This window comes from Methylocystis sp. Se48, assembly GCF_056269425.1.
This window is the reverse complement of record NZ_CM149850.1, coordinates 2,485,892-2,506,756: the sequence shown is the minus strand read 5'-3', so window position 1 is coordinate 2,506,756 and position 20,865 is coordinate 2,485,892. Positions and strand designations below refer to the sequence as shown.

The window sequence follows — 20,865 nt, the reverse complement described above, 5'->3', positions numbered from 1 at the left end:
CCTTCTAGCTCTGCATCGAGGCCGATTTCGGGTCCGGCTCGTCGGCTTCCGGCGGGCGGGGTTCGTCTGCGCTCGCCTCCGGCTCCTCGGCGCTCGCGCGTTTCTTTCCGGCCTCGATGATGTCGCGTTCCGGGCGCGGCAGCACGGGCCCCTCGGGGAAGACGAAGCCGAGCTTTTTCGCGCCGCTGTCGTCGCCGACGACGACCACGCGCACGGCCCCGCCGTTCTTCAGCCGGCCGAAGAGGACTTCGTCGGCGAGCGGCGTCTTGATCGCCTGGTGGATGACGCGAGACATCGGCCGCGCGCCCATCGCCTCGTCATAGCCATGCTCGACGAGCCAGTCCCGCGCTTCGTCCGTGAGTTCGATCGTAACGTTGCGGTCGGCGAGCTGCGCCTCGAGCTGCATGATGAACTTGTCGACGACGCGCTTGATGACGTCCACCGGCAGATGGCCGAAGGGCACGATCGCGTCGAGACGGTTGCGGAATTCCGGCGCGAAAAGGCGATTGATCGCCTCGCTGTCGTCGAGATCCTTGCGCGTGCGGGTGAAGCCGATCGGCGTGCGGGCGAGATCGGCCGCGCCGGCGTTCGTCGTCATGATGAGAATGACGTTGCGGAAATCGATCGTCTTGCCGTTGTGGTCGGTGAGCTTCCCGTGATCCATCACCTGCAAGAGGATATTGTAGAGGTCGGGATGCGCCTTCTCGATTTCGTCGAGCAGCAGAACGCAATGCGGGTGCTGATCGATGGCGTCGGTCAGCAGGCCGCCCTGATCGAAGCCGACATAGCCGGGGGGCGCGCCGATGAGGCGGCTGACTGTGTGGCGCTCCATATATTCCGACATGTCGAAGCGCACGAGTTCGATGCCGAGCGAGGTCGCAAGCTGGCGCGCGGCTTCCGTCTTGCCGACGCCGGTGGGGCCGGAAAAGAGGTAGCAGCCGATCGGCTTCTCATGGTCGCGCAGGCCCGCGCGGGCGAGCTTGATCGCGGAAGTGAGCGCGTGAATGGCTTTGTCCTGTCCGTAGACGACGCGCCGCAGCGTCTCGTCGAGATGGGCCAGCACTTCCGCGTCGTCCTTGGAGACAGTCTTGGGCGGGACGCGCGCCATGGTGGCGATCGTCGCCTCGATCTCCTTGACGCCAATCGTCTTTTTGCGCTTGTTCTCCGGCAGCAGCATCTGCGCGGCGCCGGTCTCGTCGATCACGTCGATCGCCTTGTCCGGCAATTTGCGGTCGTGGATGTAGCGCGCCGACAGCTCTACCGCCGACTTCAGCGCGTCACTGGTGTAGCGGATTTTGTGGAACTCTTCGAAATAGGGCTTGAGGCCCTTCATGATCTCGATCGCGTCCGGGATCGACGGCTCGTTGACGTCGATCTTCTGAAAACGGCGGACGAGGGCGCGGTCCTTTTCGAAATACTGGCGATATTCCTTGTAGGTCGTCGAGCCGATACAGCGCAGCACGCCCTGTGCGAGCGCCGGCTTGAGCAGATTCGAGGCGTCCATGGCGCCGCCCGAGGTCGCGCCGGCGCCGATGACCGTGTGGATCTCGTCGATGAACAGGATCGCGTTCTTGTGGTTCTCGATTTCCTTGACGACCTGCTTCAGGCGCTCTTCGAAATCGCCGCGATAGCGGGTGCCGGCGAGCAACGCCCCCATGTCGAGGGCGAACACGGTTGCGCCCGCGAGCACTTCCGGCACCTCGCCCTGCGTGATCTTGCGGGCGAGCCCCTCCGCGATTGCGGTCTTGCCCACGCCGGGATCGCCGACGAGCAGGGGATTGTTTTTGTGGCGGCGGCAGAGCACCTGGATAGTGCGCAGCACCTCGGCCTCCCGGCCGATCAGCGGGTCGATCCGGCCGTCGCGGGCTTTCTTGTTGAGGTTGACGCAATAGGCTTCGAGCGCGCCTTCCTTCTTGCGGCTCTCGCCGTCGCGGCCGTCGCGGCCCTCGCCGCGTTCGCTATCGTCCTCCACGCCGCGCGGCGAGCGCGTCTGGTCGGAAAGGCCGGGACGCTTGGCGATGCCGTGGCTGATGTAGTTCACGGCGTCGTAGCGGGTCATGTCCTGCTCCTGCAGGAAATAGACGGCGTGGCTCTCGCGCTCCGCGAAGAGCGCGACGAGCACGTTGGCGCCGCTCACGTCCTCGCGCCCCGAGGACTGCACGCTGATGATGGCGCGCTGCACCACGCGTTGGAAGCCGGCTGTCGGTTTGCATTCGTCGGCGTCTTCATTCACCAGATTGTCAAGCTCGCGGTCGATGTAATCGCGCAGGTTTTTCGCGAGCAGATCGAGGTCGACCGAACAGGCTCGCAGCACCGCCGAGGCGTCCGCATCCTCGATCAGACTCAGGAGCAGATGTTCGAGCGTCGCATATTCGTGATGACGCTCGCGCGCGGAGGCGAGGGCGCGGTCCAGAGTCTGTTTCAGATTGCGCGAGAACGTCGGCATTCGCTGCGATCCCCTATTTTTTCTCCATGATGCATTGCAAGGGATGCTGGTGCTTCCTCGCGAAATCCATCACTTGGGTCACTTTGGTTTCGGCGACTTCATAGGTGTAGACGCCGCATTCGCCGACGCCGTGATTATGCACGTGCAGCATGATGCGGGTGGCTTCCTCTAAAGTCTTGTTGAAATACTTCCGCAATACGATGACGACAAATTCTTGCGTGGTATAGTCGTCGTTGAGCAACAACACGCGATACATATTGGGACGGCGGGTCTGCTGCCGCGTGCGCGTAATCAGCGCCGTGCTGGACCCCGCCCCCCCGTCGCCGGATTTTTTCGGCTCTTTGCCGGCGCGTGGAATCGAGCGCAGAGACTCGTTCCCCGCCTTCGACGATCCTTGCTCGGGTTTGATGGATATCAACGCCGCCACGTCCGTTGTGTCCTTCAGTCCTTTCCATGTAGGTCCCCGAAAAAAATCTTTCAGGGGAGCATGGAGCAATTTCTTTGCCGCGGTCTTGCGGCCGCCGGCCCGGGGCCGGTCCGCGGTCGGCTTAGTCTTCTGCTTCGCGCGCCCATTGGCAAGGGCAAAGGCGCCGCGACCGTGGCAAATAGCTGACCGTGAACCAGATATTTACCATATCGCGATAAACAAGGAGGCAGCTTTTCTTGGGCGACCTCCATGTCCGAATTCGATGACAATTCCTTCGAGCCGCGCTTTAGGGACAAAAGTGGGGTGTGGAGCCTCGCGGCGCTGTCCGCCGCCGTTTTCCTGTGCAGCGTGCTCGGGGCGAAGCTGTTGGCCCAGATGGTCGACCGCGGCGCGTTCGATTCGCTGGTTGCCGAGCGCTCCATGCGCGACTTGGCCAAAGCGGCGCCAGTCCCGCAGGCTCCGCAACGCTATTCGATCATCCGCAGCGTCGGCGTCGACGGCGTGACGACGGCGACGATTCCCTTACGCGCCGCTCCCGCCGTTTCGCCCTGCGGCGACGCGAAAAACTAGCCGTCTTTCGGGCCGGCGCCGACTTTTCGGGATTTATTCCCGAAAAAGCGGTCCCGGCGCTCGCAATTTCATTGACATTCGGCCCTTTGTTGTTCAAGCATATTTCTATGGATTGCGCCCCGCTTCTTTGCGGCGATTGCGGGCGAAACCTTCCGTCTTCGCGGCGATGACGGCGCCCTCTCTCAGAAAACTTGCGCGCTTCTCGCACGGCTGGCGCGCAGCGGCCTCCCGCTCCCGTAAGCCGTAACCAGGACAATTGATGACATTCGACGAATTGGGCCTTTCGGAAAAGGTTCTCGCGGCCGTACAAGCATCCGGCTACACGACTCCGACGCCCATCCAGGCGCAGGCGATACCGCCAGCGCTACAGGGCCGGGACATTCTCGGCATCGCCCAGACGGGCACTGGCAAGACGGCCGCATTCACGCTTCCGATGCTGAGCCGACTCGAACAGGGCCGCGCCCGCGCCCGAATGCCGAGAACGCTCATTCTGGAGCCGACCCGCGAGCTCGCGGCGCAGGTCGAGGAAAGCTTCAATAAATATGGCGCCCAGCACAAGCTGAACGTCGCCCTGCTGATCGGCGGCGTCTCCTTCGGCGACCAGGAAGCGAAGATCATGCGCGGCGCGGATGTGCTGATCGCGACGCCGGGCCGCCTGCTCGACTTCTTCGACCGCGGCAAGCTGTTGCTCACGGGCATTGAAATCCTCGTCATCGACGAGGCCGACCGTATGCTCGACATGGGGTTCATTCCCGACATCGAGCGCGTCTGCAAGCTGGTGCCCTTCACGCGCCAGACGCTCTTCTTCTCCGCGACCATGCCCCCGGAGATCACCCGCCTCACTGAGGCTTTCCTGCATAACCCCATCCGCATCGAGGTCGCCCGCGCTTCCACGACCGCCTCGACGATTCGCCAGGCGCTCGTCGCCTCGCGCGGACACGCCGACAAGCGGGAAACGCTGCGCAACCTCATCCGCGGCGCGGAAAATCTCAAGAATGCGATCATCTTCTGCAACCGCAAGCGGGACGTGGCGATCCTGCACCGCTCGCTCCAGAAGCACGGCTTCTCCGCGGGCGCGCTCCATGGCGACATGGACCAGCTCGCGCGCATGGCCTCGCTCGAGGCGTTCAAGAACGGCGACGTGAATCTACTTGTATGTTCCGACGTCGCGGCCCGCGGCCTCGACATTCCGGATGTCAGCCACGTCTTCAACTTCGACGTGCCGACCCATAGCGAGGACTACGTCCACCGAATCGGCCGCACCGGCCGCGCGGGGCGTTCCGGCGTGGCGCTGACCCTCGTCACAGAGGATGACGCCAAATATGTCGACCAGATCCAGAGTCTGATCGGCAAGGCGATCGAGTGGGAAGGGCCCGGCTTCGACGAACTGCCGCCCCCGATGGAGACCACCCGGCCGCATGAGCATCGCCGTGGCGCGCGCAGCGAGCGCGGCGGGCGCCGAGAACGCAGCGCCGGCGGCGAGCGCGCGCGCCGTTCCGAGCGCGTGGAGGCGGAGGGACCGGTGGCCATGGGCCGGCCGGCGCATGCGCCCCGGCGTCCGGAGGGCGACACGCGCAGCCGTCCCGTCTCGGAAGAGCGCCGCGACCGTCGGTCGCGGCGCCATCACGAGGACGATGGGCCGCCCGTCATCGGCCTCGGAGATCATGTCCCGTCCTTCCTGCTGCGGCCGGTCGTGCTTCGGCCAGCGAAGGTCGCGGAGGAATAGGCGGGGCCTTGCCGTTTCCGCCTCCCGGCTCCGCGGGGCGGGCCCTCGCCGCGCAAAGGCGGCGCGGGGTTTTATCGGGAAATGCCCCCGTTATCCTGCGAATGGCGTCATCGCCGCCCTGATCTTCGCTGCCTGCTCCGCCAGTTTCGCGTCGTCGGCCATGGTTCCCGGCGGGCGTAGCGGCACGCCTTCCCAGCGCGGAAGAAGATGGAAATGCAGGTGGTAGATCACCTGTCCGCCGGCGCTCTCATTGAACTGGTGGAGCGTCAGCCCGTCCGCATTGAAGGCTTTTTCCAGCGCTTTCGCGACATGCTGAACACGCTTCATGAGTTCCCCGAGCGTGCCGGACGACACATCCAGAAGATTCCGCGCGCCTTCCTTGGGGATCACGAGCACATGTCCCTCGGCCCGGGGCATGATGTCCATGAAGGCGAGCGCCACGTCGTCCTCGTAGACCGTGTGCGAAGGGATTTCGCCGCGCAGGATTTTGCCGAAGATATTGTTGGGATCATAAGCGGCCGACATGACTTCTCCTCGTTGCGCAAAGCGCTTGCAATTTTTTCTTGGCCGTCCTGACGGGCGCGGCGCTCTCGGGCGAGAGGCGGCGACTTACGCGCTGACGGCGGGCCGGACAGCGCGCGTCTGGTCACGCAAAGAGGGCGAGCAAAGAAAGCAGTGGCGCTTGCGCGGTGTCAATCCCTCGTCTGGGTTGCAACGCGGCGTCGGCCGCGCCGGCTTGCCAGATCGCGCCGCGCGGCCGCGACGCATGAGGCTCAATCTCCGCGTTCGAAACCGCGGATATTTGTGATCCGGAACTCCGCCGCGGGATAGACGCCGAGGATCTCTACTTCCTTCGAGAAAAAGCATAGCTCCTCGAAAGCGCGCGCGAGCGCCGGCTGCTCGGGATGGCCATCGACATCGACGAGAAAGCGCGTCGCGGCAAATTCGCCGTCGACCATGTAGCTCTCGAGCTTGGTCATGTTGACTCCGTTCGTGGCGAATCCGCCGAGCGCCTTGTAAAGCGCCGCCGGCACGTTGCGCACGCGGAAGATGAACGTCGTCATCGTCGGGCCGCCATCGGCCGGCGCCCACTGGCTCTTTTTCGACAGCACGACGAAGCGTGTCGTGTTGTGCGCCTCGTCCTCGACGTTTTCCGCCAGAATGTCGAGCCCGTAGATTTCGGCCGCGAGACGCGGCGCGAGCGCCGCTTTGGACGGGTCGCTCCACTCGGACACCTCGCGCGCGGCGCCAGCCGTGTCGCCCGCGGTGAAGGCGGCCAATCCGAGATCGCGGATCACCCGCCGGCATTGCCCGAGCGCATGGACGTGGCTGTAGACGCTCCTCAGCCCGTCACGGGTCGCGCCCTTGGGCGCCATCAGGTGAAAATGGATCGGCAGAAAATATTCGCCGACGATATGCAGTCCCGAATGCGGCAGGAAATGATGAATGTCCGCCACGCGGCCGGCGATGGAGTTTTCGATCGGAATCATCGCCAGGCCGGCGCGTCCCTCCGTCACCGCCGCAAACGCGTCTTCGAAGCTCGCGCAGGGCAGGGGGGTCATGTGCGGATAGGCGTCCCGGCAAGCGATGTCGGAATTCGCGCCGGGCTCTCCCTGATAGGCGATGAACTGGCTCACTGTGTTTCCTGGCGGCTCGACGCGGCGCGCAGGGCCGCGAGGTCGCGCCCGGTATCCACCGACGGGCCCGCTTTGTCCAGCACGGCCGCGTCGATGCGCATGCCCGCCTCGAGCGCGCGAAGCTGCTCCAGCCGTTCGCGCCGCTCGAGCGGCGAGGGCGCCAGCGCGGCGAAGCGCTCGAAGCTCCCGCGACGAAAAGCATAAACGCCCGTGTGTTTGAACAGCGGACCCTCTCCCCAGGGAGCCTGCGCGCGCGTGAAGTAAAGGGCGCGAAGACGATTCGGGGCGATTTCCGTCCCGACGAGTTTTACGGCGTTGGGGTCGTCGCTTTCATTGGCTGCGGCGAGAGAGGCGAGGGTTCCGATGTCGACGGATGGCTCTCCGAGCAGCGCCAGCGCCGCCGCGAGCGCCCCTTTTGGCAGGAACGGATTATCGCCCTGAAGATTGATCACGGCGTCATGACGGCCATGCGGGTCGAGCTGGCGCAGCGCCTCGCCGATCCTGTCGGCGCCGCAGAGATGGGAGCCGGCGGTCATGACGGCCTTGCCTCCAGCCGCGCGCACCGCGCTGGCGATTTCTTCGGAATCGGTCGCGACAGCGACAGGGCCGAGGTCCGCCTCGACGGCCCGCGCCCAGGCATGCACGACCATCGGCCGGCCGCCGATGTCGGCAAGCGCTTTTCCGGGCAGCCGGGTTGACCCAAGCCGCGCCGGAATGACGATGATGGGCGCTCGCGGCGCCATGGAATCAGTAGGCGTTATTGTCCTCGGCCATCCAGCCCTTTTCGGTCTTCAAGAAGTGAAGCGTGCCCTCGCTGGTGTGCACTTCGCTCTTTGCGAAGGTGCGATCCTCGTCGATGCCGAGGAAAGCGCATTTTCCGCGCTCGCGTTCGTCGCGGCACTTGGCCTCGAAGCCCTCGGGGAACTGGACTTCCGCCTCGTACATCAACTCGAAGGCGTCGATGTTGTCGCGCTTGACCTCGCGGGCGTTGACCTTCTTGAAGGAGACAATCTTGGCGTCGACGCCGTTCTTTTCCAATATGTTGCGCAGAACCTTCGCGCCGGTCGCGTCTCCGGGCGTGTGGTCGCCGCAACCCGTCAGCGCAAAGGCGGCTGCGAGCCCGATTAACAGACGCAGATTACGAGAAGTCATACATTTCCTCCGAAGCGGGCGCGCTCCCAGGGCGCGCATTTTTCTTCTATTTAGCGGAAAAGCGCCCGGCCGTCGCGGGAATTCACTTTCGCTATAAGCTCATTGTGAAAAAACATATCAGATAGTTGCAATTTTGTGCAGGCGGAGTAATTTGATGTCCGCCAAATGGGTTGCGCGTCTGGCGACGGCGAAGGGGGCTAGAAAATCTCCCACGGCGTGATCAAGCGTTCGATGCGTAACGGCAGAACTCGAATACCCTGCGGAGTGCTCAGGTCCGCCGCATCTCCTGGGTCCGTGGGGTTGGCCGGCTGACGATGGTTGGAGTGGCCTCCTTGAAGCCATTGTCAGTCGGCCGCCTTCATCCTCAAAGATGAAGCGCGCGGCGTCATCTTTCAGTTTGTAAAAAAGGGCTCCGTTTATCGGAGCCCTTTTTTGTGTAAGCCGCTGTCTCAGAGGAGCCATGCCGGCGGCGCGCGAGCCGCCTGCGAAGCGCCTTACTTGATCTTGGTTTCCTTGAACTCGACGTGCTTGCGCACGACGGGATCATATTTCTTAAAGACGAGCTTTTCCGTCTTGGTTCGGGCGTTCTTCTTGGTGACGTAGAAATAGCCCGTGTCCGCCGTGGACAGGAGCTTGATCTTGATCATGGCGGACTTGGCCATTGCGCTCGTTCCAGTCTGATAGAGAAAACAAAATCGCGCCCGCCGCCATGAGGAGCGGAGGGGGACGAATTGGCGCGAAACATACGTGCGGCGCGCGGGATGTCAAGGCTGGAGCGCTTTCCTGTCTTCCTGTCTCGCCAGAAAAACGCCCATGCCGGCGCCGAACAGAGTGTCGAGGAGATAGCCAGCGCATGCCAGCCAGAAAAATGCCGGCCGAGCAACAGCGCGCCGGCCGCGGCGAGACGGAATTCGTCGAACCAGGGCGCGTGATAGAGGCGGGAACGTTCGCCCGCGACGGCGGACCGCCGCAGAAACGGCCGCGCTTCTACGAACCGACCCGTTCACGAGAAGCGGCGTCAGGAAATTGACGTTCGGCCCCCAGGCCCTGACCGACCATATCTCCACACGAAGTGTCGCGCGCCGATATCCGGCGCCCAGTGCGGCAGGGCAAGTCCCGCGCCGATGACGTTGAAGCAGGCGGACGCGCGCCGCCCCGATGCGCTCACTTTCTCGCCTTCGCCTTTCGCGTCTCGCGCAACGCTGCGCTCGGCGTTCTGGCGCGGGGCGTCCTGCCGTTCCGCGGCGGCGCGCGCCGTTCGCCGCCGCTCACTACCTCGAAGCGCAGCGCGCCGGCGATGGGGGCCGCCTCGACGAGTCGCACTTCTATTATATCCGCCAGACGGTAGGTCACCCCCGAGCGCGAGGCGAGTGAATGGCTCGCCTCGTCATAGGAAAAATATTTGCGGCCCAAGGTCGCGGCGGGAACAAAACCGTCTGCGCCCGTTTCGATCAGCTTCACGAACAGGCCGGATTTGGTCACCCCGGATATTCGCGCGCCGAACCGTGCGCCGATCTGGTCGGCGAGATAATGAGCGATGAGGCGGTCGACCGTCTCGCGCTCGGCGGCCATGGCGCGCCGCTCCGCCGCTGAGATGCGCGCCGCGACCTCCGCGAGTTCGCCTGCCGGCATTTCCGGCATCGCGCCCTCGCCGAGCTTCAGCGCGCGAATCAGCGCGCGATGCACGATAAGATCCGCGTAGCGCCGGATGGGCGAGGTGAAATGCGCATAGCGGCGCAAATTCAGGCCGAAATGGCCGTAGTTCTCATGCGTGTATTCCGCCTGCGCCTGCGTGCGCAGAATGATCTCGTTGACGATGTTCTCATGCTCCAGCCCCTTCACCCGTTCGAGAATCACGTTGAAGTTGGCGGGCTTGAGCACTTGTCCCTTGGCGAGTTTGACGCCGATCGTGCCGAGGAACTCGGCGAGCGCGGTGACTTTTTCCTTCGAGGGCTCGTCATGCGCGCGGTAGATGAGCTGCTGGCGACGCTCCTCCAGCGTCTCCGCCGCTGCGACATTGGCGAGGATCATGAATTCCTCGATCAGCCGATGCGCTTCCAGACGCGCCGGAATGATCACCCGGTCGAAGGAGCCGTCCGGCTTCAGCAGGATCTTGCGCTCGGGCAGGTCGAGGTCGAGCGGCGCGCGCAGGTTTCGCGCATGTTGCAGCGCTTCGTGCGCGGCGTAGAGAGGCCGCAGCACGCTGTCGAGCAGCGGCTTCGTTTTCTCGTCCGGATTGCCGTCGATGGCCGCCTGCGCCTGCTGGTAGGACAGCTTCGCCCGCGAGCGCATCATCACGCGATGGAAGCTGTGTCCGATCTTCTTGCCCTTGCCTGTGACGCGCATCCGCACGGCGAGGGCGGGGCGGTCCTCGTCCTCGCGAAGCGAGCAGAGATCGTTGGAAATGCGCTCGGGCAGCATCGGCACGACGCGGTCGGGGAAATACACTGAATTGCCGCGCTCCAGCGCGTCCTTGTCGAGCGGCGAGCGCGGGCGCACGTAATGCGCGACATCCGCGATGGCGACGGTAAGGACGAACCCGCCTTCATTGTCCGGCGCCGGGTCGGGCGCGGCGTGCACGGCGTCGTCGTGGTCTTTCGCGTCCGGCGGGTCGATGGTGACAAGCGGCAGATCGCGCCAGTCCTCCCGGTCTTGCATCGTCGCAGGTCTGGCCCGCTCGGCTTCGGCGATCGCCTCGGGCCGGAAAACGTCAGGGATGTCATGGGCCCGCAGCGCGATGAGGCTTACGGCCTTTTCGCTCGTCACGGAGCCCAGCGTTTCGCGCACCCGGACGCGCGGCGCACCGAAGCGCGTCTTGCCGACGAGATCGACGGAAACGAGATCGCCGTCCTTCCCCTCGCCAATGTCGGCGGCGGCGACGGATAGTTCGCGGCCGGCCTGTTTCTTGTCGATCGGCAGGATGCGGCCGTGGCCGTTTGGCTCGATCTTCAGGACGCCGAGCACGCGGTGGCGCGCGCGGGACAGGAGCTTGACGACCCGCCCGAGATAGGGCGGCTCGTCGGGACCGGCGTCGCGGTCCGGCTCGGCGCGCACGAGCGCGCGGTCGCCGACGCCGGGCAGGGGGGCGCCCGCCTTGGCGCGGCGCGGCGCGCGAATAAGAATGCGCGGCGGGGGACCGAGTTCGTCCTCTTCCCATTCGACGGGCGTCGCGATCAATTCGCCATCGCGGTCGCGCGCCGTGATGTCGACGAGCGTAACGGGCGGGAGCGCGCCCTTGCGATTCACGCGTCGGCCGCGTTTTTCGAGAACGCCTTCGTCCGCGAGCGCGGCGAGCGTCTTCTTTAGCGCGGCCCGATCTTCGCCCTTCAGTCCGAAAGCGCGGGCAATCTCCCGCACGCCAATTTTGCGCGGTTCGCTGGCCTCCCTCTCGCGCGCGAGAAAAGCGAGGATGTCGTCACGGGTGGGTTGTTGCGGCGGATTTTTTCTGGCTGGCAAGATTTTACTCGAACAGCGGCGAAGCGCTGCCAAAGATATGGAGGGCGCACGCCGATTTGCAATGATTTAAACACGAAACGTCTGAATTTATGAGTCGTTCACGGCGAAGCTCGCTCCCGGCGCCCTGGGGCGGCTCCCGCCGTTCGAGCCGTCTCGCGCCTCGGCGGCGCGGGGAAACGCCGTCGCGCGTCGCCGAATTTCCAGGGCCGATCGGCCGTTGAGGAGGTTTACCGCCCGTCGCCCACGAAGACGACATAAGCCGTCTGCTGGTCGACCGTATGCGCATGACTGACGCCGCCGCCGACCGCAAAGAAGATCGCCGAGGCGATGAGTGCGCCGAGAATGGCGCTGGTAAACTTCGACATGATGTCCTACTCAGACTGTAATCGAGGGTGACTTTAGCAAGGAGGCGCCGACGTGAATGTGCGGGGCCGCACTCGGAGCGACCGCCGCTGAGAAGAGCCCGCTTTCGTGATCCGGCCGCGTTTCCGCGATGAGAAACGGCTACTCAAAATTGGAGGAGGAGCAGCGCCTGCGGATGGAACATCACGAGGAGGCCGTAGGCGACGAGGACTCCCCCCATGGCCTTTCCCGCGAGAGCGCCCCAGGAAAGGGTCTTTTCGACGAAAACGATGAGCGTGACGCTCGCAAGCGCGGCGACGTTCATCATGCCGAGCGGAAACATGACGGCGCAGAGCAGCCAGCAGCATCCGAGGCACCAGGCGCCATGAATCGCGCCCATCTGCAACGCGCCCACCATTCCTTCCCGCCATGACGTCATGATGAAGCTCAGCGGCGTGCGGCATTTGGTGAGGCAGAGACCCTTCAGCGGCGTCAGTTGATAAAGTCCCGCCGCCACGAGAATGACGCCGCCGACGCGCGCCGAAGTTTCCGCTGAAAGAGCGAGTTGTTGCGCGGCGGCCTCCGCGGCGATCGCGCCCAGATAAGCGACGACGCCGGACGCGCCCCAGACGAGCAGATAGCCGGCGAGGAACACCCATGTGCCAACGAATGCTTGACGCCGCTCGCGCCGGGCGGCCTGGAGCCTGTGGAAGGTGAGCGCCATGGGCGCGGCCGTCGGAAACATCATGGCGATGGTCATCGCCAGCCAGACGAGGACAAAGAGCGGCGCATCGAGGCCCATCGACGGCGCAGACATGCGCATATGCGCGTCATGACCCGCGCCTTGCCAGACCATCAGCGTCCAGGCGCCGACAGACAATGCGATCAGCAGGGCGAGAATCAAATTGCGCTGAAACGCAATCGGACCCGTGCGCGTCTGATCCATGCCGCCGCCTTCTCTCAGTTCGACCATTCGATGGGCGCGTAATGGCCGTTGCGGCCGGCGTTATTCCAGTCCATGCCATAGTCATTGAACCGATTGCCATCTCGGCCGACGCCGAACGCGATTTTCTCCGGCGCGAGCGGATGTCCGGTCATGCCCCAGATTTCGCCGCTCGGATGCATGCTTGCGAGCGGATCGACTGCGACGGCGAGAACGCCCGGTATGTCGACCGAGCGCGACTTGCCGTCGATCCTGTAATGGATGGGCGTCTTCCTGACCCCGAGATGCGTGCTGACCAGGGGCGCGAAAGCCGACATCGGCCCGCCTTCGGCCCCGCCGAAGATCGCGCCCAGCGCTTCGGTCTGCGCATCCGTCGCCCGTTCGTCGATGTAGACGGCGAGCGTCCAGTTTCCCTCGGCCATCGGCCCCGGCGCATGCGCCGCGAGCGCGACGTTCAGCCCGTCGAGCGCGACGTCGCCATAGCTTCCCTTGTCGATATGGAAGGCGAGAATGTTGTCGCAAACCCCTTGGGTCGGCTCCGCCATCATCGCCTTGGTGGAGACGAGACAGGGACAAACAATGTCGCAACTGCAATTCTCGAGATAGTCGCCGGTAAAGCGCCATTTCGTTTTCGTGGTCATTTTCTCTCTCCTGCGCCGCGCGGGCTCAGAACGGCTCCTTGAAGGGCCTGAGATCCAATTCATGTGTCCAGGCGGTAGGCTTTTGACAATGGAGCGTCCAGTAGGCTTCGGCGATGTCGTCGACCGCGAGAACGCCATCCGCGCCCTTCGAGAGGGCGTATTCGGCAAAATTGGTCGCCGCGTATTCGCCTGCGATCACGCCATCGATGACGACATGCGCGACATGCACGCCTTTCGGGCCAAATTCGCGCGCGAGGCCTTGAGCGACGGCGCGCAACGACGCCTTGGCCGCCGCGAAGGCCATGAAAGGCGGACGCGCGCGCAGCGACGCCGTTGCGCCGGTGAAAAGGATCGTGCCCTTTCCGCGTTCCGAAAGCCGCCGGGCGGCCTCCCGCCCGACGACGAAACCGCCGAGCGCGTTTTGCCGCCAGAGTTGTTCGAACATTGCGGGGGTCGTCTCCAGCGCGGAAGCGGCGACGTTGTTCCCCACATTGTAGGCGACGAGTTCGAGGCTCCCGTCATGATCCGCCGCCCGGAAGAGAGCGGAAACGTCGGCCTCGCTCGTGGCGTCGGCGGCCTCGATGGCGACCGTCCCGCCCGCCGCCGCGATTTCCGCGGCGACCCGCTCCAGGCGACGGGGCGTGCGGCCCGCGATCGTGACCCGCAGTCCTTCTCGGGCAAAGCGCTGCGCCAATGCGGCGCCGAGACCGGACTCGGCGCCGACTCCGATCACGATCGCGGATCCCTTATGCTCCGTCTTGCCCTGCGTCATGTTCTTGCGGCTCTCTCCGATCCCCTCACGCGCGTCCGAAAAGGAGAATGAAATTGTTGGCCGGCATGTCGATGATCTTCTTGAGCGCGATACGATGCGCATTGGCGGCGCGCTCGAGGTCGCGAACGTCTTTCAGGCCCCATTCCGCGACCTTCGGCGCCAGGATTTCCCTGTCGAATGCGGCGTTCGACTCGGTCGTATAACTGCCGTCGACCTTGAAAGGCCCGTAAATCGCCACGAAGCCTTCTTTCGTCAGCACGCGTTCAGCCACCTGCGCGATGCCGTCGCAGATGGAGACGGGCGCGACCTGAAACAGGTTCACGACGAAGATCGCATCGTAGAGCCTGTCGCTCGGGTTCGGCCATGTCTCGGGCGCAGTCAGGTCGATCCTGATCGGATCGAAAACGTTCGCGTTGCCCGCTTCGGCGCGCTTTTTCTTGATCGTGTCGAAGACCTCGACATCATAATCCGAGGGCTGGAACGACAGGCCGGGAAAATGGGGCGCGAAATAATTGACGTGATTGCCGGCCCCGCTTGCAAGCTCCAGCACCGCGCCGCTCTTGGGGAAAATATCCTTGAACACGGTCAGGATGGGATCGCGGTTGCGGTTGCCTGCCCACGCCACATAGGGGCTGAGCGGATGCGGATCGATCGGCGGACGGTCGGCGGGCACGGAGACGGACATGGCGATTCTCCTCGGTTTTCCTCAATGCTTGAGCCGCTCGCCCGTTTCATGGGGAGCGCCGCGAGGCGCGTCCTGAACTCTTCATCTTGTCCTTTATCTCGGCGAGCCAAGCCCCGCAGCTTTATAGAGAGCAGCGCGGGGGGTAAAATTCTAAAAATTCATGGGCCTATTCAGGGAACTAAAACAGTAGAGAAGCTCAAGTTCGCCGCGGGCGCCGGCGCGAAGGGAACTGCTGGATGACCAATCTCAGGTCTTTCGATCTCAATCTGCTCGTGGCGCTGAAAGCGCTCGTCGAGGAGAAAAGCGTGTCCCGCGCCGCGGAAAAACTCTGTATCAGCCAGCCCGCCATGAGTCATGTGCTGCGCAGGCTGCGCAGCCATCTGGACGATCCGATACTTGTGAAAACGAACATGGGCATGGCGCCGACGGCGCGCGCCCTCGCGTTGCTGAAGCCGACGGCCGCCGTGCTTCGGGAGATAGAAAGGATCGTCGAGCCTCCGCCTGCGTTTGATCCGGCGACGAGCCGTCGCCGTTTTGTCATTGCTACGAGCGATTACGTCGCCTTCACCTTGCTGCCGAAAATCGCCGACGCGTTGTCACGCATTGCGCCTGATGTCGAACTGCAGATTCGCCAGCCGATCGCCGGCGCGCCCCATATCGCGATCGAGGAAGAGAATATCGATCTCGCCATCGGCTACAACGCGATCTTCGGAAGCACGACGCATACCTGCTCGGCGAGATTGATGTCCGAAAGCATCGTCTGCCTGACGCGGCGGTGCAACGCAGAGGTTCCGGGGAACGCCATCACGCTCGCGCAATTTCTGGAATGCAAGCATATGCTGATCACGTGGCGGGAGGGAGGGACGGGCCTCATCGACGACTGCCTCGCCCGGCATGGACTGCGCCGGAAGATTTCCCTCGTGCTGCCGAATTTCCTCGCGACTCCCTGGGTTTTGGAGAAAACGGACTTGTTGCTCTGTCTGCCGCGCAGAATGGCCGACAAATTCGTGCAACTCGCGCCACTCAAGATACTTTCCGTTCCCATCGATCTGCCGCGATATGAATTGATGATGTTATGGCATCCGCGTCATGAGAAGGATCCGGCGCACAATTGGCTGAGGGACCTCCTGATCGAGACCACTCAAGACGTCGGTAGGGACGAATCCATGTTTCGGCGCTCCTCGGCTCGATAGCGTCGGCCGCGCGATGCGGAGCGAGCGAAAGGAGAATCCGTCAAACTCTTGCGTCTCAGCCTGCGATGCATGGCGAAGGCTGATCGACCAGCCAAAGACAATCACCCCTGGCGCATCATGTCCATCGGCCCGCGCGATTGGACGCATGGGTTCTGATCCGTGCGGGGTGGCACAAGTTGACAACGAAGCGGTTTTCAGGTCTGTCATTCAAGCGCGCTAAAAAAGCGCTCGGCTTATTCAGAATCCGGTGAGATTTAACATGCAGGCTGCGGTATCAGAACCTTCGAGCCCGCTTAGGCGCTATCTGGAAAATGATTTCGCCAATATTCAAGGGTGGTGCATACCTCAACTTTGGCAGGTGATCGAACCGCTGGATGCGATTCAAAGGGAACTTGGTGTCCGTGCTCCGATCGCAGAGATCGGAGTCTACCATGGCAAATTTTTCATAGGCCTCCTCAAAACGAAAAATGTCGATAGAGGAAATTTCGCCATCGACGTTTTCGATATGCAGCGCTTCAATCTCGATGGCGCCGGAGCCGGCGATTTGGCAATTTTCAAGCAAAACCTTGATCTTTGTAACGTTGCTGAAAGTGAGGTGACATTTCATCGAGCTGACAGCACCACCTTGAGAGCGCCAGAACTCGCCGCCATTCGCGAAAAGTGTGGCGGCGGCTTCTCTATGTTCAGCGTTGACGGCTGCCATCTTGCTGAGCACACAATCAACGACGTCAAAATTGCTATGGATTTGACGATCCCTGAGGGGATAATAATGGTAGACGATTATTATAACGCTCACTGGCCGGGCGTGCAAGAGGGCGTTTGTAAATTGTTCCTGACGAGCTCCCCAATGTTCATTCCACTCGCATACTCCTGTAATAAATTATTTCTTTGTCACTTCGGTTATCATTAGCAATATTTCAAAAAAGTGCTCGAACATGTGAAATCGAACTTTCCGACAAGTAGGTGCAAGATCGTGAAGCGTTTCGGTTACGACACCATAAGCGTGATGCCGGACCTGAATAAGGCGGAATACATAACCGCCACGCGCTGAAGAATTGCGATTGGTGCTGTGGGGGCATCAAGACTGGCTTCGGTTCTCTGGACAGCTCCCCGCGGATTTTAAGTGGATCTCTGCCGGGTGTTGCCGAACGCGGGGCGGTTCGATTTTGTCGCGGCGTCGGGAGGGCCGTAGGCCCGACCAGAGCGGCGGCAAAATCGAAAGCGACGGTCATGCGGCCATCGCCGTTTCCTTTATGCCGAAGTAGGCCTCGTCGGGCGTGCGCGCGTCATGGCTCGAGCGCGGACGCCGCTCGTTGTAGAAGGCGAGATAACGGGCGATCGACGCGCGCGCCTCGGAGACGCTCTCATAGGCGCGTAGATAGACTTCTTCGTATTTGACGCTGCGCCACAGCCGCTCGACGAAGACGTTGTCGCGCCAGGCGCCCTTGCCGTCCATGCTGATCGAGACCTTCGCGTCCAGCAGCACGCGCGTGAAGTCGAGGCTGGTGAACTGGCTCCCCTGATCCGTGTTGAAAATCTCGGGCTTGCCGTGTATCGCCAACGCCTCTTCGAGCGCCTCGACGCAGAACGCCGCCTCCATCGTGATCGACGCGCGATGCGCCAGCGCGCGCCGGCTCGCCACGTCGACGACCACGACGAGATAGACGAAGCCGCGCCGCATCGGGACGTAGCTGATGTCCATCGCCCAGACGTGATCCGGCCGCTCGACCGTCACGCCGCGCAGGAGATAGGGATAGATCTTGTGGCCCGGCGACGGCTTGCTCGCATTCGGCCGCCGGTAGATCGCCTCGATCCCCATCCGCCTCATCAGCGTCGCCACATGCCGGCGGCCGGCGACGACGCCCTCGCGCCGCAACAGATCGCGCAGCATTCGCGCCCCCGCGAAGGGATAATCGAGATGCAGTTCGTCGAGGCGCCGCATCAGCTTCAGATCCTCGGCCAAGACCGGCCGAGGCATGTTGTAGACCGTGCTGCGGGCGAGGCCGAGCGCCTTCGCCTGCCGCGCGATCGGGAGGTCATGGCCGTGGTCGATCATCTTTTTGCGCTCGGCAGGCCGGCCTTGCCGAGCGCGCCGGACAAAAAATCGTTCTCCAAAGTCAGTTCGCCGATCTTGGCGTGAAGCGCCTTCAAATCCACGACGGCCTCTTTGGGCTCCGCCTTCTCCTGCCCGAACACGAGCTATGGCGGAATCTTGGTGATGACGGCGTGAAGCAGGCGGCGTAACGGGGTTGGCAGCCAAGCCCACCCGAACCTCCCGATGGAGCGTTACGCCATGAACGAGAATAAGGTGATCGTGTCCCTTGGTGTGGCGTAGCTGGTTGGCGTGATCACGACGCTTGCCGGCAAGCCGGGTTGGTCAGGCGGCCACGGCGGGCAGCCCGACGATCGCATCATCGCTGAACGGCGCGATTGTTTCCAGCGTCATGTATCGGCTGCGCGGGACGGCCCCTTCGTCGTTCTGTTCAGGATCGCGCCGACGAGGCGGATGATGGCGGCCTCGTTGGGGAAGATGCCGACGACCTCGGTGCGCCGCTTGATCTCGCCGTTCAGGCGCTCGATCGGATCCGTGCTGTGCAGCTTGGCGCAGTGCGCCGCCGGGGGCTGCGTGGCGTCAGGCTCGTCGTCTCCGACGCGCATGAAGGACTGAAGGCCGCGGTCGCCAAGGCGCTGCAATCGACCTGGCGGCGCTGCCGCGTCCACTTCATGCGCAATGCGCTCGCCCATGCCGGCACGAGCTATGACTGAAGTTGGGTGATTGGGCCTGAAAAGGCGGCGTATCGTGGCGGGTGCTAAATCCTGCCAGCTCCTCCAAAGGAGCGATACGCCATGGAAGAAGATAGCACGATCATCCATCTCCGGCAGCGGGGTCTGATCTCCGATCCCCTGACGGAGATTGACCGAGAAGGCGCACAACGCATGCTTTTGGCCGCGCTGAAGGCTGAAGCGGACAGTTTCGTCGAGATGTTTTCCCACGAGCGGCTGCCTGATGGCCGCCAACGTGTTGTGCGGCATGGCGTCGGGCCAGAACGGGTCATCCAGACCGGGATCGGGCCGATAACCGTTCAGCGGCAAAAGGTCCGGGATCGCGCCGCCGATGCGCCGGCGTCGGCGAAAGTTCGCTTCAGTTCGAACATTCTGCCCAGATGGGCGCGCCGGTCGCGCAGCCTCGACGCCTTGTTGCCGGTTCTTTATCTGCGGGGCGTCTCGATGGGCGACCTTCAGGAGGCGCTGACGGCCCTTCTCGGCCCAGAGGCCCCGAACCTATCGCCGGGCGTGATCGCTCGTCTGATCGAGGCTTGGCGGGAGGAGCATGGTCGCTGGCAACGTCGGGATCTCTCGGCTCGCCGCTATGTCTACATCTGGGCGGACGGCGTCTATCTACAGGCGCGGATGGAGCCGGAAGCGGAATGCATTCTCGTCATCATCGGCGCCACGCCCGAAGGCAAAAAGGAGCTTCTCGGCTTTCATGTGGGCGCCCGGGAAAGCGCGCAAAGCTGGCGTGAGTTGCTTGTCGATCTCAAGGCGCGGGGCCTGACAATCTCCCCCGAACTTGCGGTTGCCGATGGCGCTTTGGGGTTCTGGAAAGCAATGGACGAGATTTATCCAGCCGCGCGGCGTCAGCGATGCTGGTTCCACAAGATCTCCAATATTCTCGGCAAGTTCCCGAAGTCCATGGCGGCGGCGGTCAAGGCCAACCTGCAGGAGATCCATCACTCAGAAACCAAGGCGGCGGCGCGCGCGGCGATAAACCTCTTCAACGAAAAATACGGGACCAAATACGCGCCGGCCGTCGCCTGCCTGACCAAGGATGAAGAAGCATTGCTGGCGTTCTACGACTTCCCCGCCGAACACTGGGATCACCTGCGAACGTCCAATCCAATCGAGAGCGTCTTCGCCACCGTCCGGCATCGGACGGTGCGCACCAAGGGCGCTCTGTCCCAGAAGACGGTGAAGATCATGGTCTTCACCCTCATTCGAGCGGCGTCAAAAACCTGGCGCAGATTGAAAGGCGCAAATCAGTTGCCTCGGCTCATCGAAGGCGTCAGATTCGTCGACGGCGTCGCAAGCAGCGACGCCAGAGAAAGCCACGCCGCTTGATCAGCGCCCGTCACCCACATTCGGCCATAGCTCTGGGAAGCCGGCCGTGGCGCACAACGCGCCGATGGCCATCGGCGGTCTTGAGACCGGCATGTTGGCTCAAGAACTCGGCGACCTCGGCTTCGACCGCCTGGGTCAACAGGGCGCAGGCCCCATTGCGCAGGACATCGGTCAAATGGTCGGTGAACATCCCTGGCTGAATCAGCTTGATGACGTTATCGTTGGACACGGCGTATCACTCCTTCGATGGAGAAGTGGAGGCTCGAACACCCCAACGATACGCCGCCTTACCGATTCAAGCCCTCACCAACTTTCGGCCATAGCTCCATGCACCCTCGCGGGGAGGTTCCGCGGTTCAGCCCGACCAGCTCAGAAAAAACCGGTCTCTTGTTTGTCGAACCAGTCTCTTCTGGTCGTCTCGATCCTAGCGACGGAAGACGAAATTTTTAGGTCAGAGACTTACTTCAAATTGGCGACCGAAGTCTCCGATTTTGGGGTCTCTGAGGCGCGTTCCCGGGAGCGAGAGGGGGCTAAGTCCCTATTATGTCGGGGGCTACGAGTCTGGCTACAAAATCATTAAAAACAAGTAGTTAGCATGGTGGAGCCAGACGGAATCGAACCGACGACCTCTTCAATGCCATTGAAGCGCTCTCCCAACTGAGCTATGGCCCCATTTTTCTACGGGCCTCGTGGGGGAGGCTTCGGCCGACGCGGCGTCGACAGGCGCTGTATAGTTCAGCCGGCCGCCGGCTGCAA

The 20,865-nt window shown here is 63.0% G+C and carries 18 protein-coding genes, 1 tRNA gene and 4 pseudogenes; 6 read left to right on the top strand and 17 right to left on the bottom strand.

Annotated features, from left to right (window positions below):
- Positions 1–4 precede the first annotated feature (4 nt).
- On the bottom strand, positions 5–2,446 hold the full coding sequence (gene clpA, locus ACV959_RS12360; protein WP_475736887.1) for an ATP-dependent Clp protease ATP-binding subunit ClpA: 2,442 nt from the start codon (positions 2,444–2,446) through the stop codon (positions 5–7).
- A 13-nt stretch (positions 2,447–2,459) separates the two neighbouring features.
- A complete protein-coding gene (gene clpS / locus ACV959_RS12355; protein ID WP_475739658.1) occupies positions 2,460–2,813 on the bottom strand; it encodes an ATP-dependent Clp protease adapter ClpS in 354 nt (117 codons plus the stop codon).
- 309 nt (positions 2,814–3,122) lie between these two features.
- Here clpS and ACV959_RS12350 point away from each other — a divergent pair, with 309 nt between their 5' ends.
- Complete coding sequence (locus ACV959_RS12350) at positions 3,123–3,443, top strand: hypothetical protein (protein WP_475736886.1); 321 nt, start codon at positions 3,123–3,125, stop codon at positions 3,441–3,443.
- Positions 3,444–3,702: 259 nt separating this feature from the next.
- The gene (locus tag ACV959_RS12345) at positions 3,703–5,169 is read left to right on the top strand and encodes a DEAD/DEAH box helicase (RefSeq protein ID WP_475736885.1); all 1,467 of its coding nucleotides are present in this window, start codon (positions 3,703–3,705) and stop codon (positions 5,167–5,169) included.
- Positions 5,170–5,259: 90 nt separating this feature from the next.
- On the opposite strand, the gene ACV959_RS12340 is transcribed toward ACV959_RS12345, so the two are convergent.
- The 11 genes from ACV959_RS12340 to ACV959_RS12290 form a co-directional block, all read right to left on the bottom strand.
- Positions 5,260–5,694: an HIT family protein gene (locus tag ACV959_RS12340; RefSeq protein ID WP_475736884.1), complete on the bottom strand. Its 435-nt coding sequence runs from the start codon at positions 5,692–5,694 to the stop codon at positions 5,260–5,262.
- Positions 5,695–5,942: 248 nt separating this feature from the next.
- Positions 5,943–6,806 carry a prephenate dehydratase gene (locus ACV959_RS12335; RefSeq protein ID WP_475736883.1) on the bottom strand — a complete coding sequence of 288 codons (864 nt, stop codon included), beginning with the start codon at positions 6,804–6,806 and terminating at the stop codon, positions 5,943–5,945.
- A complete protein-coding gene (locus ACV959_RS12330; protein ID WP_475736882.1) occupies positions 6,803–7,549 on the bottom strand; it encodes a 3-deoxy-manno-octulosonate cytidylyltransferase in 747 nt (248 codons plus the stop codon). The genes ACV959_RS12335 and ACV959_RS12330 overlap by 4 nt, the downstream gene beginning before the upstream one ends.
- 4 nt (positions 7,550–7,553) lie before the next feature.
- Positions 7,554–7,958, bottom strand: coding sequence for a hypothetical protein (locus ACV959_RS12325; RefSeq protein ID WP_475736881.1), 405 nt, complete (start codon positions 7,956–7,958; stop codon positions 7,554–7,556).
- Between the two features lie 494 nt (positions 7,959–8,452).
- Positions 8,453–8,620: a 50S ribosomal protein L33 gene (gene rpmG, locus ACV959_RS12320; protein ID WP_014892635.1), complete on the bottom strand. Its 168-nt coding sequence runs from the start codon at positions 8,618–8,620 to the stop codon at positions 8,453–8,455.
- A 502-nt stretch (positions 8,621–9,122) separates the two neighbouring features.
- Positions 9,123–11,414 (bottom strand): ribonuclease R, encoded by a 2,292-nt coding sequence (rnr, locus tag ACV959_RS12315; RefSeq protein WP_475736880.1) that lies wholly within the window; start codon positions 11,412–11,414, stop codon positions 9,123–9,125.
- 227 nt (positions 11,415–11,641) lie between these two features.
- The gene (locus tag ACV959_RS12310; RefSeq protein WP_475736879.1) at positions 11,642–11,779 is read right to left on the bottom strand and encodes a hypothetical protein; all 138 of its coding nucleotides are present in this window, start codon (positions 11,777–11,779) and stop codon (positions 11,642–11,644) included.
- A gap of 143 nt (positions 11,780–11,922) precedes the next feature.
- The gene (locus ACV959_RS12305; RefSeq protein ID WP_475736878.1) at positions 11,923–12,729 is read right to left on the bottom strand and encodes a DUF2182 domain-containing protein; all 807 of its coding nucleotides are present in this window, start codon (positions 12,727–12,729) and stop codon (positions 11,923–11,925) included.
- Positions 12,717–13,340 carry a DUF1326 domain-containing protein gene (locus ACV959_RS12300; RefSeq protein ID WP_475736877.1) on the bottom strand — a complete coding sequence of 208 codons (624 nt, stop codon included), beginning with the start codon at positions 13,338–13,340 and terminating at the stop codon, positions 12,717–12,719. The genes ACV959_RS12305 and ACV959_RS12300 overlap by 13 nt, the downstream gene beginning before the upstream one ends.
- A gap of 25 nt (positions 13,341–13,365) precedes the next feature.
- Positions 13,366–14,112 (bottom strand): SDR family NAD(P)-dependent oxidoreductase, encoded by a 747-nt coding sequence (locus ACV959_RS12295; RefSeq protein WP_475736876.1) that lies wholly within the window; start codon positions 14,110–14,112, stop codon positions 13,366–13,368.
- A 25-nt stretch (positions 14,113–14,137) separates the two neighbouring features.
- On the bottom strand, positions 14,138–14,797 hold the full coding sequence (locus tag ACV959_RS12290) for a DUF938 domain-containing protein (RefSeq protein WP_475736875.1): 660 nt from the start codon (positions 14,795–14,797) through the stop codon (positions 14,138–14,140).
- Positions 14,798–15,033: 236 nt separating this feature from the next.
- Here ACV959_RS12290 and ACV959_RS12285 point away from each other — a divergent pair, with 236 nt between their 5' ends.
- Entirely contained in the window at positions 15,034–15,990 is a 957-nt protein-coding gene (locus ACV959_RS12285; RefSeq protein WP_475736874.1) for a LysR family transcriptional regulator, read from the top strand.
- A gap of 259 nt (positions 15,991–16,249) precedes the next feature.
- Entirely contained in the window at positions 16,250–16,900 is a 651-nt protein-coding gene (locus ACV959_RS12280) for a class I SAM-dependent methyltransferase (protein WP_475736873.1), read from the top strand.
- A 318-nt stretch (positions 16,901–17,218) separates the two neighbouring features.
- On the opposite strand, the pseudogene ACV959_RS12275 reads toward ACV959_RS12280, so the two are convergent.
- A pseudogene (locus tag ACV959_RS12275) lies at positions 17,219–18,186 on the bottom strand (IS3 family transposase); the annotation flags it as partial.
- 181 nt (positions 18,187–18,367) lie between these two features.
- Positions 18,368–18,609 (bottom strand): annotated as a pseudogene (locus ACV959_RS12270) (transposase); the annotation flags it as partial.
- Between ACV959_RS12270 and ACV959_RS12265 the strand changes: the two are divergent.
- Together ACV959_RS12265 and ACV959_RS12260 are read left to right on the top strand one after the other, a co-directional pair.
- Positions 18,604–18,738: pseudogene (locus ACV959_RS12265) on the top strand (transposase); the annotation flags it as partial. The pseudogenes ACV959_RS12270 and ACV959_RS12265 sit on opposite strands and share 6 nt — an antisense overlap.
- 99 nt (positions 18,739–18,837) lie before the next feature.
- Positions 18,838–20,109, top strand: a complete 1,272-nt coding sequence (locus ACV959_RS12260; RefSeq protein ID WP_475736872.1) for an IS256 family transposase — start codon at positions 18,838–18,840, stop codon at positions 20,107–20,109.
- Positions 20,110–20,143: 34 nt separating this feature from the next.
- Here ACV959_RS12260 and ACV959_RS12255 read toward each other — a convergent pair.
- Both ACV959_RS12255 and ACV959_RS12250 read right to left on the bottom strand, forming a co-directional pair.
- Positions 20,144–20,338, bottom strand: a pseudogene (locus ACV959_RS12255) (IS256 family transposase); the annotation flags it as partial.
- Positions 20,339–20,705: 367 nt separating this feature from the next.
- Positions 20,706–20,781 (bottom strand) — tRNA-Ala (locus ACV959_RS12250).
- Positions 20,782–20,865 lie beyond the last annotated feature (84 nt).

Excerpts from the sequence above, each read along its gene's own strand:
- ACV959_RS12280 (WP_475736873.1), top strand. The coding sequence starts at position 16,250 with ATGCAGGCTGCGGTATCAGAACCTTCGAGCCCGCTTAGGCGCTATCTG.
- clpA (WP_475736887.1), bottom strand. The coding sequence starts at position 2,446 with ATGCCGACGTTCTCGCGCAATCTGAAACAGACTCTGGACCGCGCCCTC.
- ACV959_RS12305 (WP_475736878.1), bottom strand. The coding sequence starts at position 12,729 with ATGGTCGAACTGAGAGAAGGCGGCGGCATGGATCAGACGCGCACGGGT.
- ACV959_RS12260 (WP_475736872.1), top strand. The coding sequence starts at position 18,838 with ATGGAAGAAGATAGCACGATCATCCATCTCCGGCAGCGGGGTCTGATC.
- ACV959_RS12350 (WP_475736886.1), top strand. The coding sequence starts at position 3,123 with ATGTCCGAATTCGATGACAATTCCTTCGAGCCGCGCTTTAGGGACAAA.
- rpmG (WP_014892635.1), bottom strand. The coding sequence starts at position 8,620 with ATGGCCAAGTCCGCCATGATCAAGATCAAGCTCCTGTCCACGGCGGAC.
- ACV959_RS12330 (WP_475736882.1), bottom strand. The coding sequence starts at position 7,549 with ATGGCGCCGCGAGCGCCCATCATCGTCATTCCGGCGCGGCTTGGGTCA.
- ACV959_RS12300 (WP_475736877.1), bottom strand. The coding sequence starts at position 13,340 with ATGACCACGAAAACGAAATGGCGCTTTACCGGCGACTATCTCGAGAAT.
- ACV959_RS12310 (WP_475736879.1), bottom strand. The coding sequence starts at position 11,779 with ATGTCGAAGTTTACCAGCGCCATTCTCGGCGCACTCATCGCCTCGGCG.
- ACV959_RS12290 (WP_475736875.1), bottom strand. The coding sequence starts at position 14,797 with ATGTCCGTCTCCGTGCCCGCCGACCGTCCGCCGATCGATCCGCATCCG.
- ACV959_RS12325 (WP_475736881.1), bottom strand. The coding sequence starts at position 7,958 with ATGACTTCTCGTAATCTGCGTCTGTTAATCGGGCTCGCAGCCGCCTTT.
- ACV959_RS12285 (WP_475736874.1), top strand. The coding sequence starts at position 15,034 with ATGACCAATCTCAGGTCTTTCGATCTCAATCTGCTCGTGGCGCTGAAA.
- ACV959_RS12345 (WP_475736885.1), top strand. The coding sequence starts at position 3,703 with ATGACATTCGACGAATTGGGCCTTTCGGAAAAGGTTCTCGCGGCCGTA.
- ACV959_RS12295 (WP_475736876.1), bottom strand. The coding sequence starts at position 14,112 with ATGACGCAGGGCAAGACGGAGCATAAGGGATCCGCGATCGTGATCGGA.
- ACV959_RS12340 (WP_475736884.1), bottom strand. The coding sequence starts at position 5,694 with ATGTCGGCCGCTTATGATCCCAACAATATCTTCGGCAAAATCCTGCGC.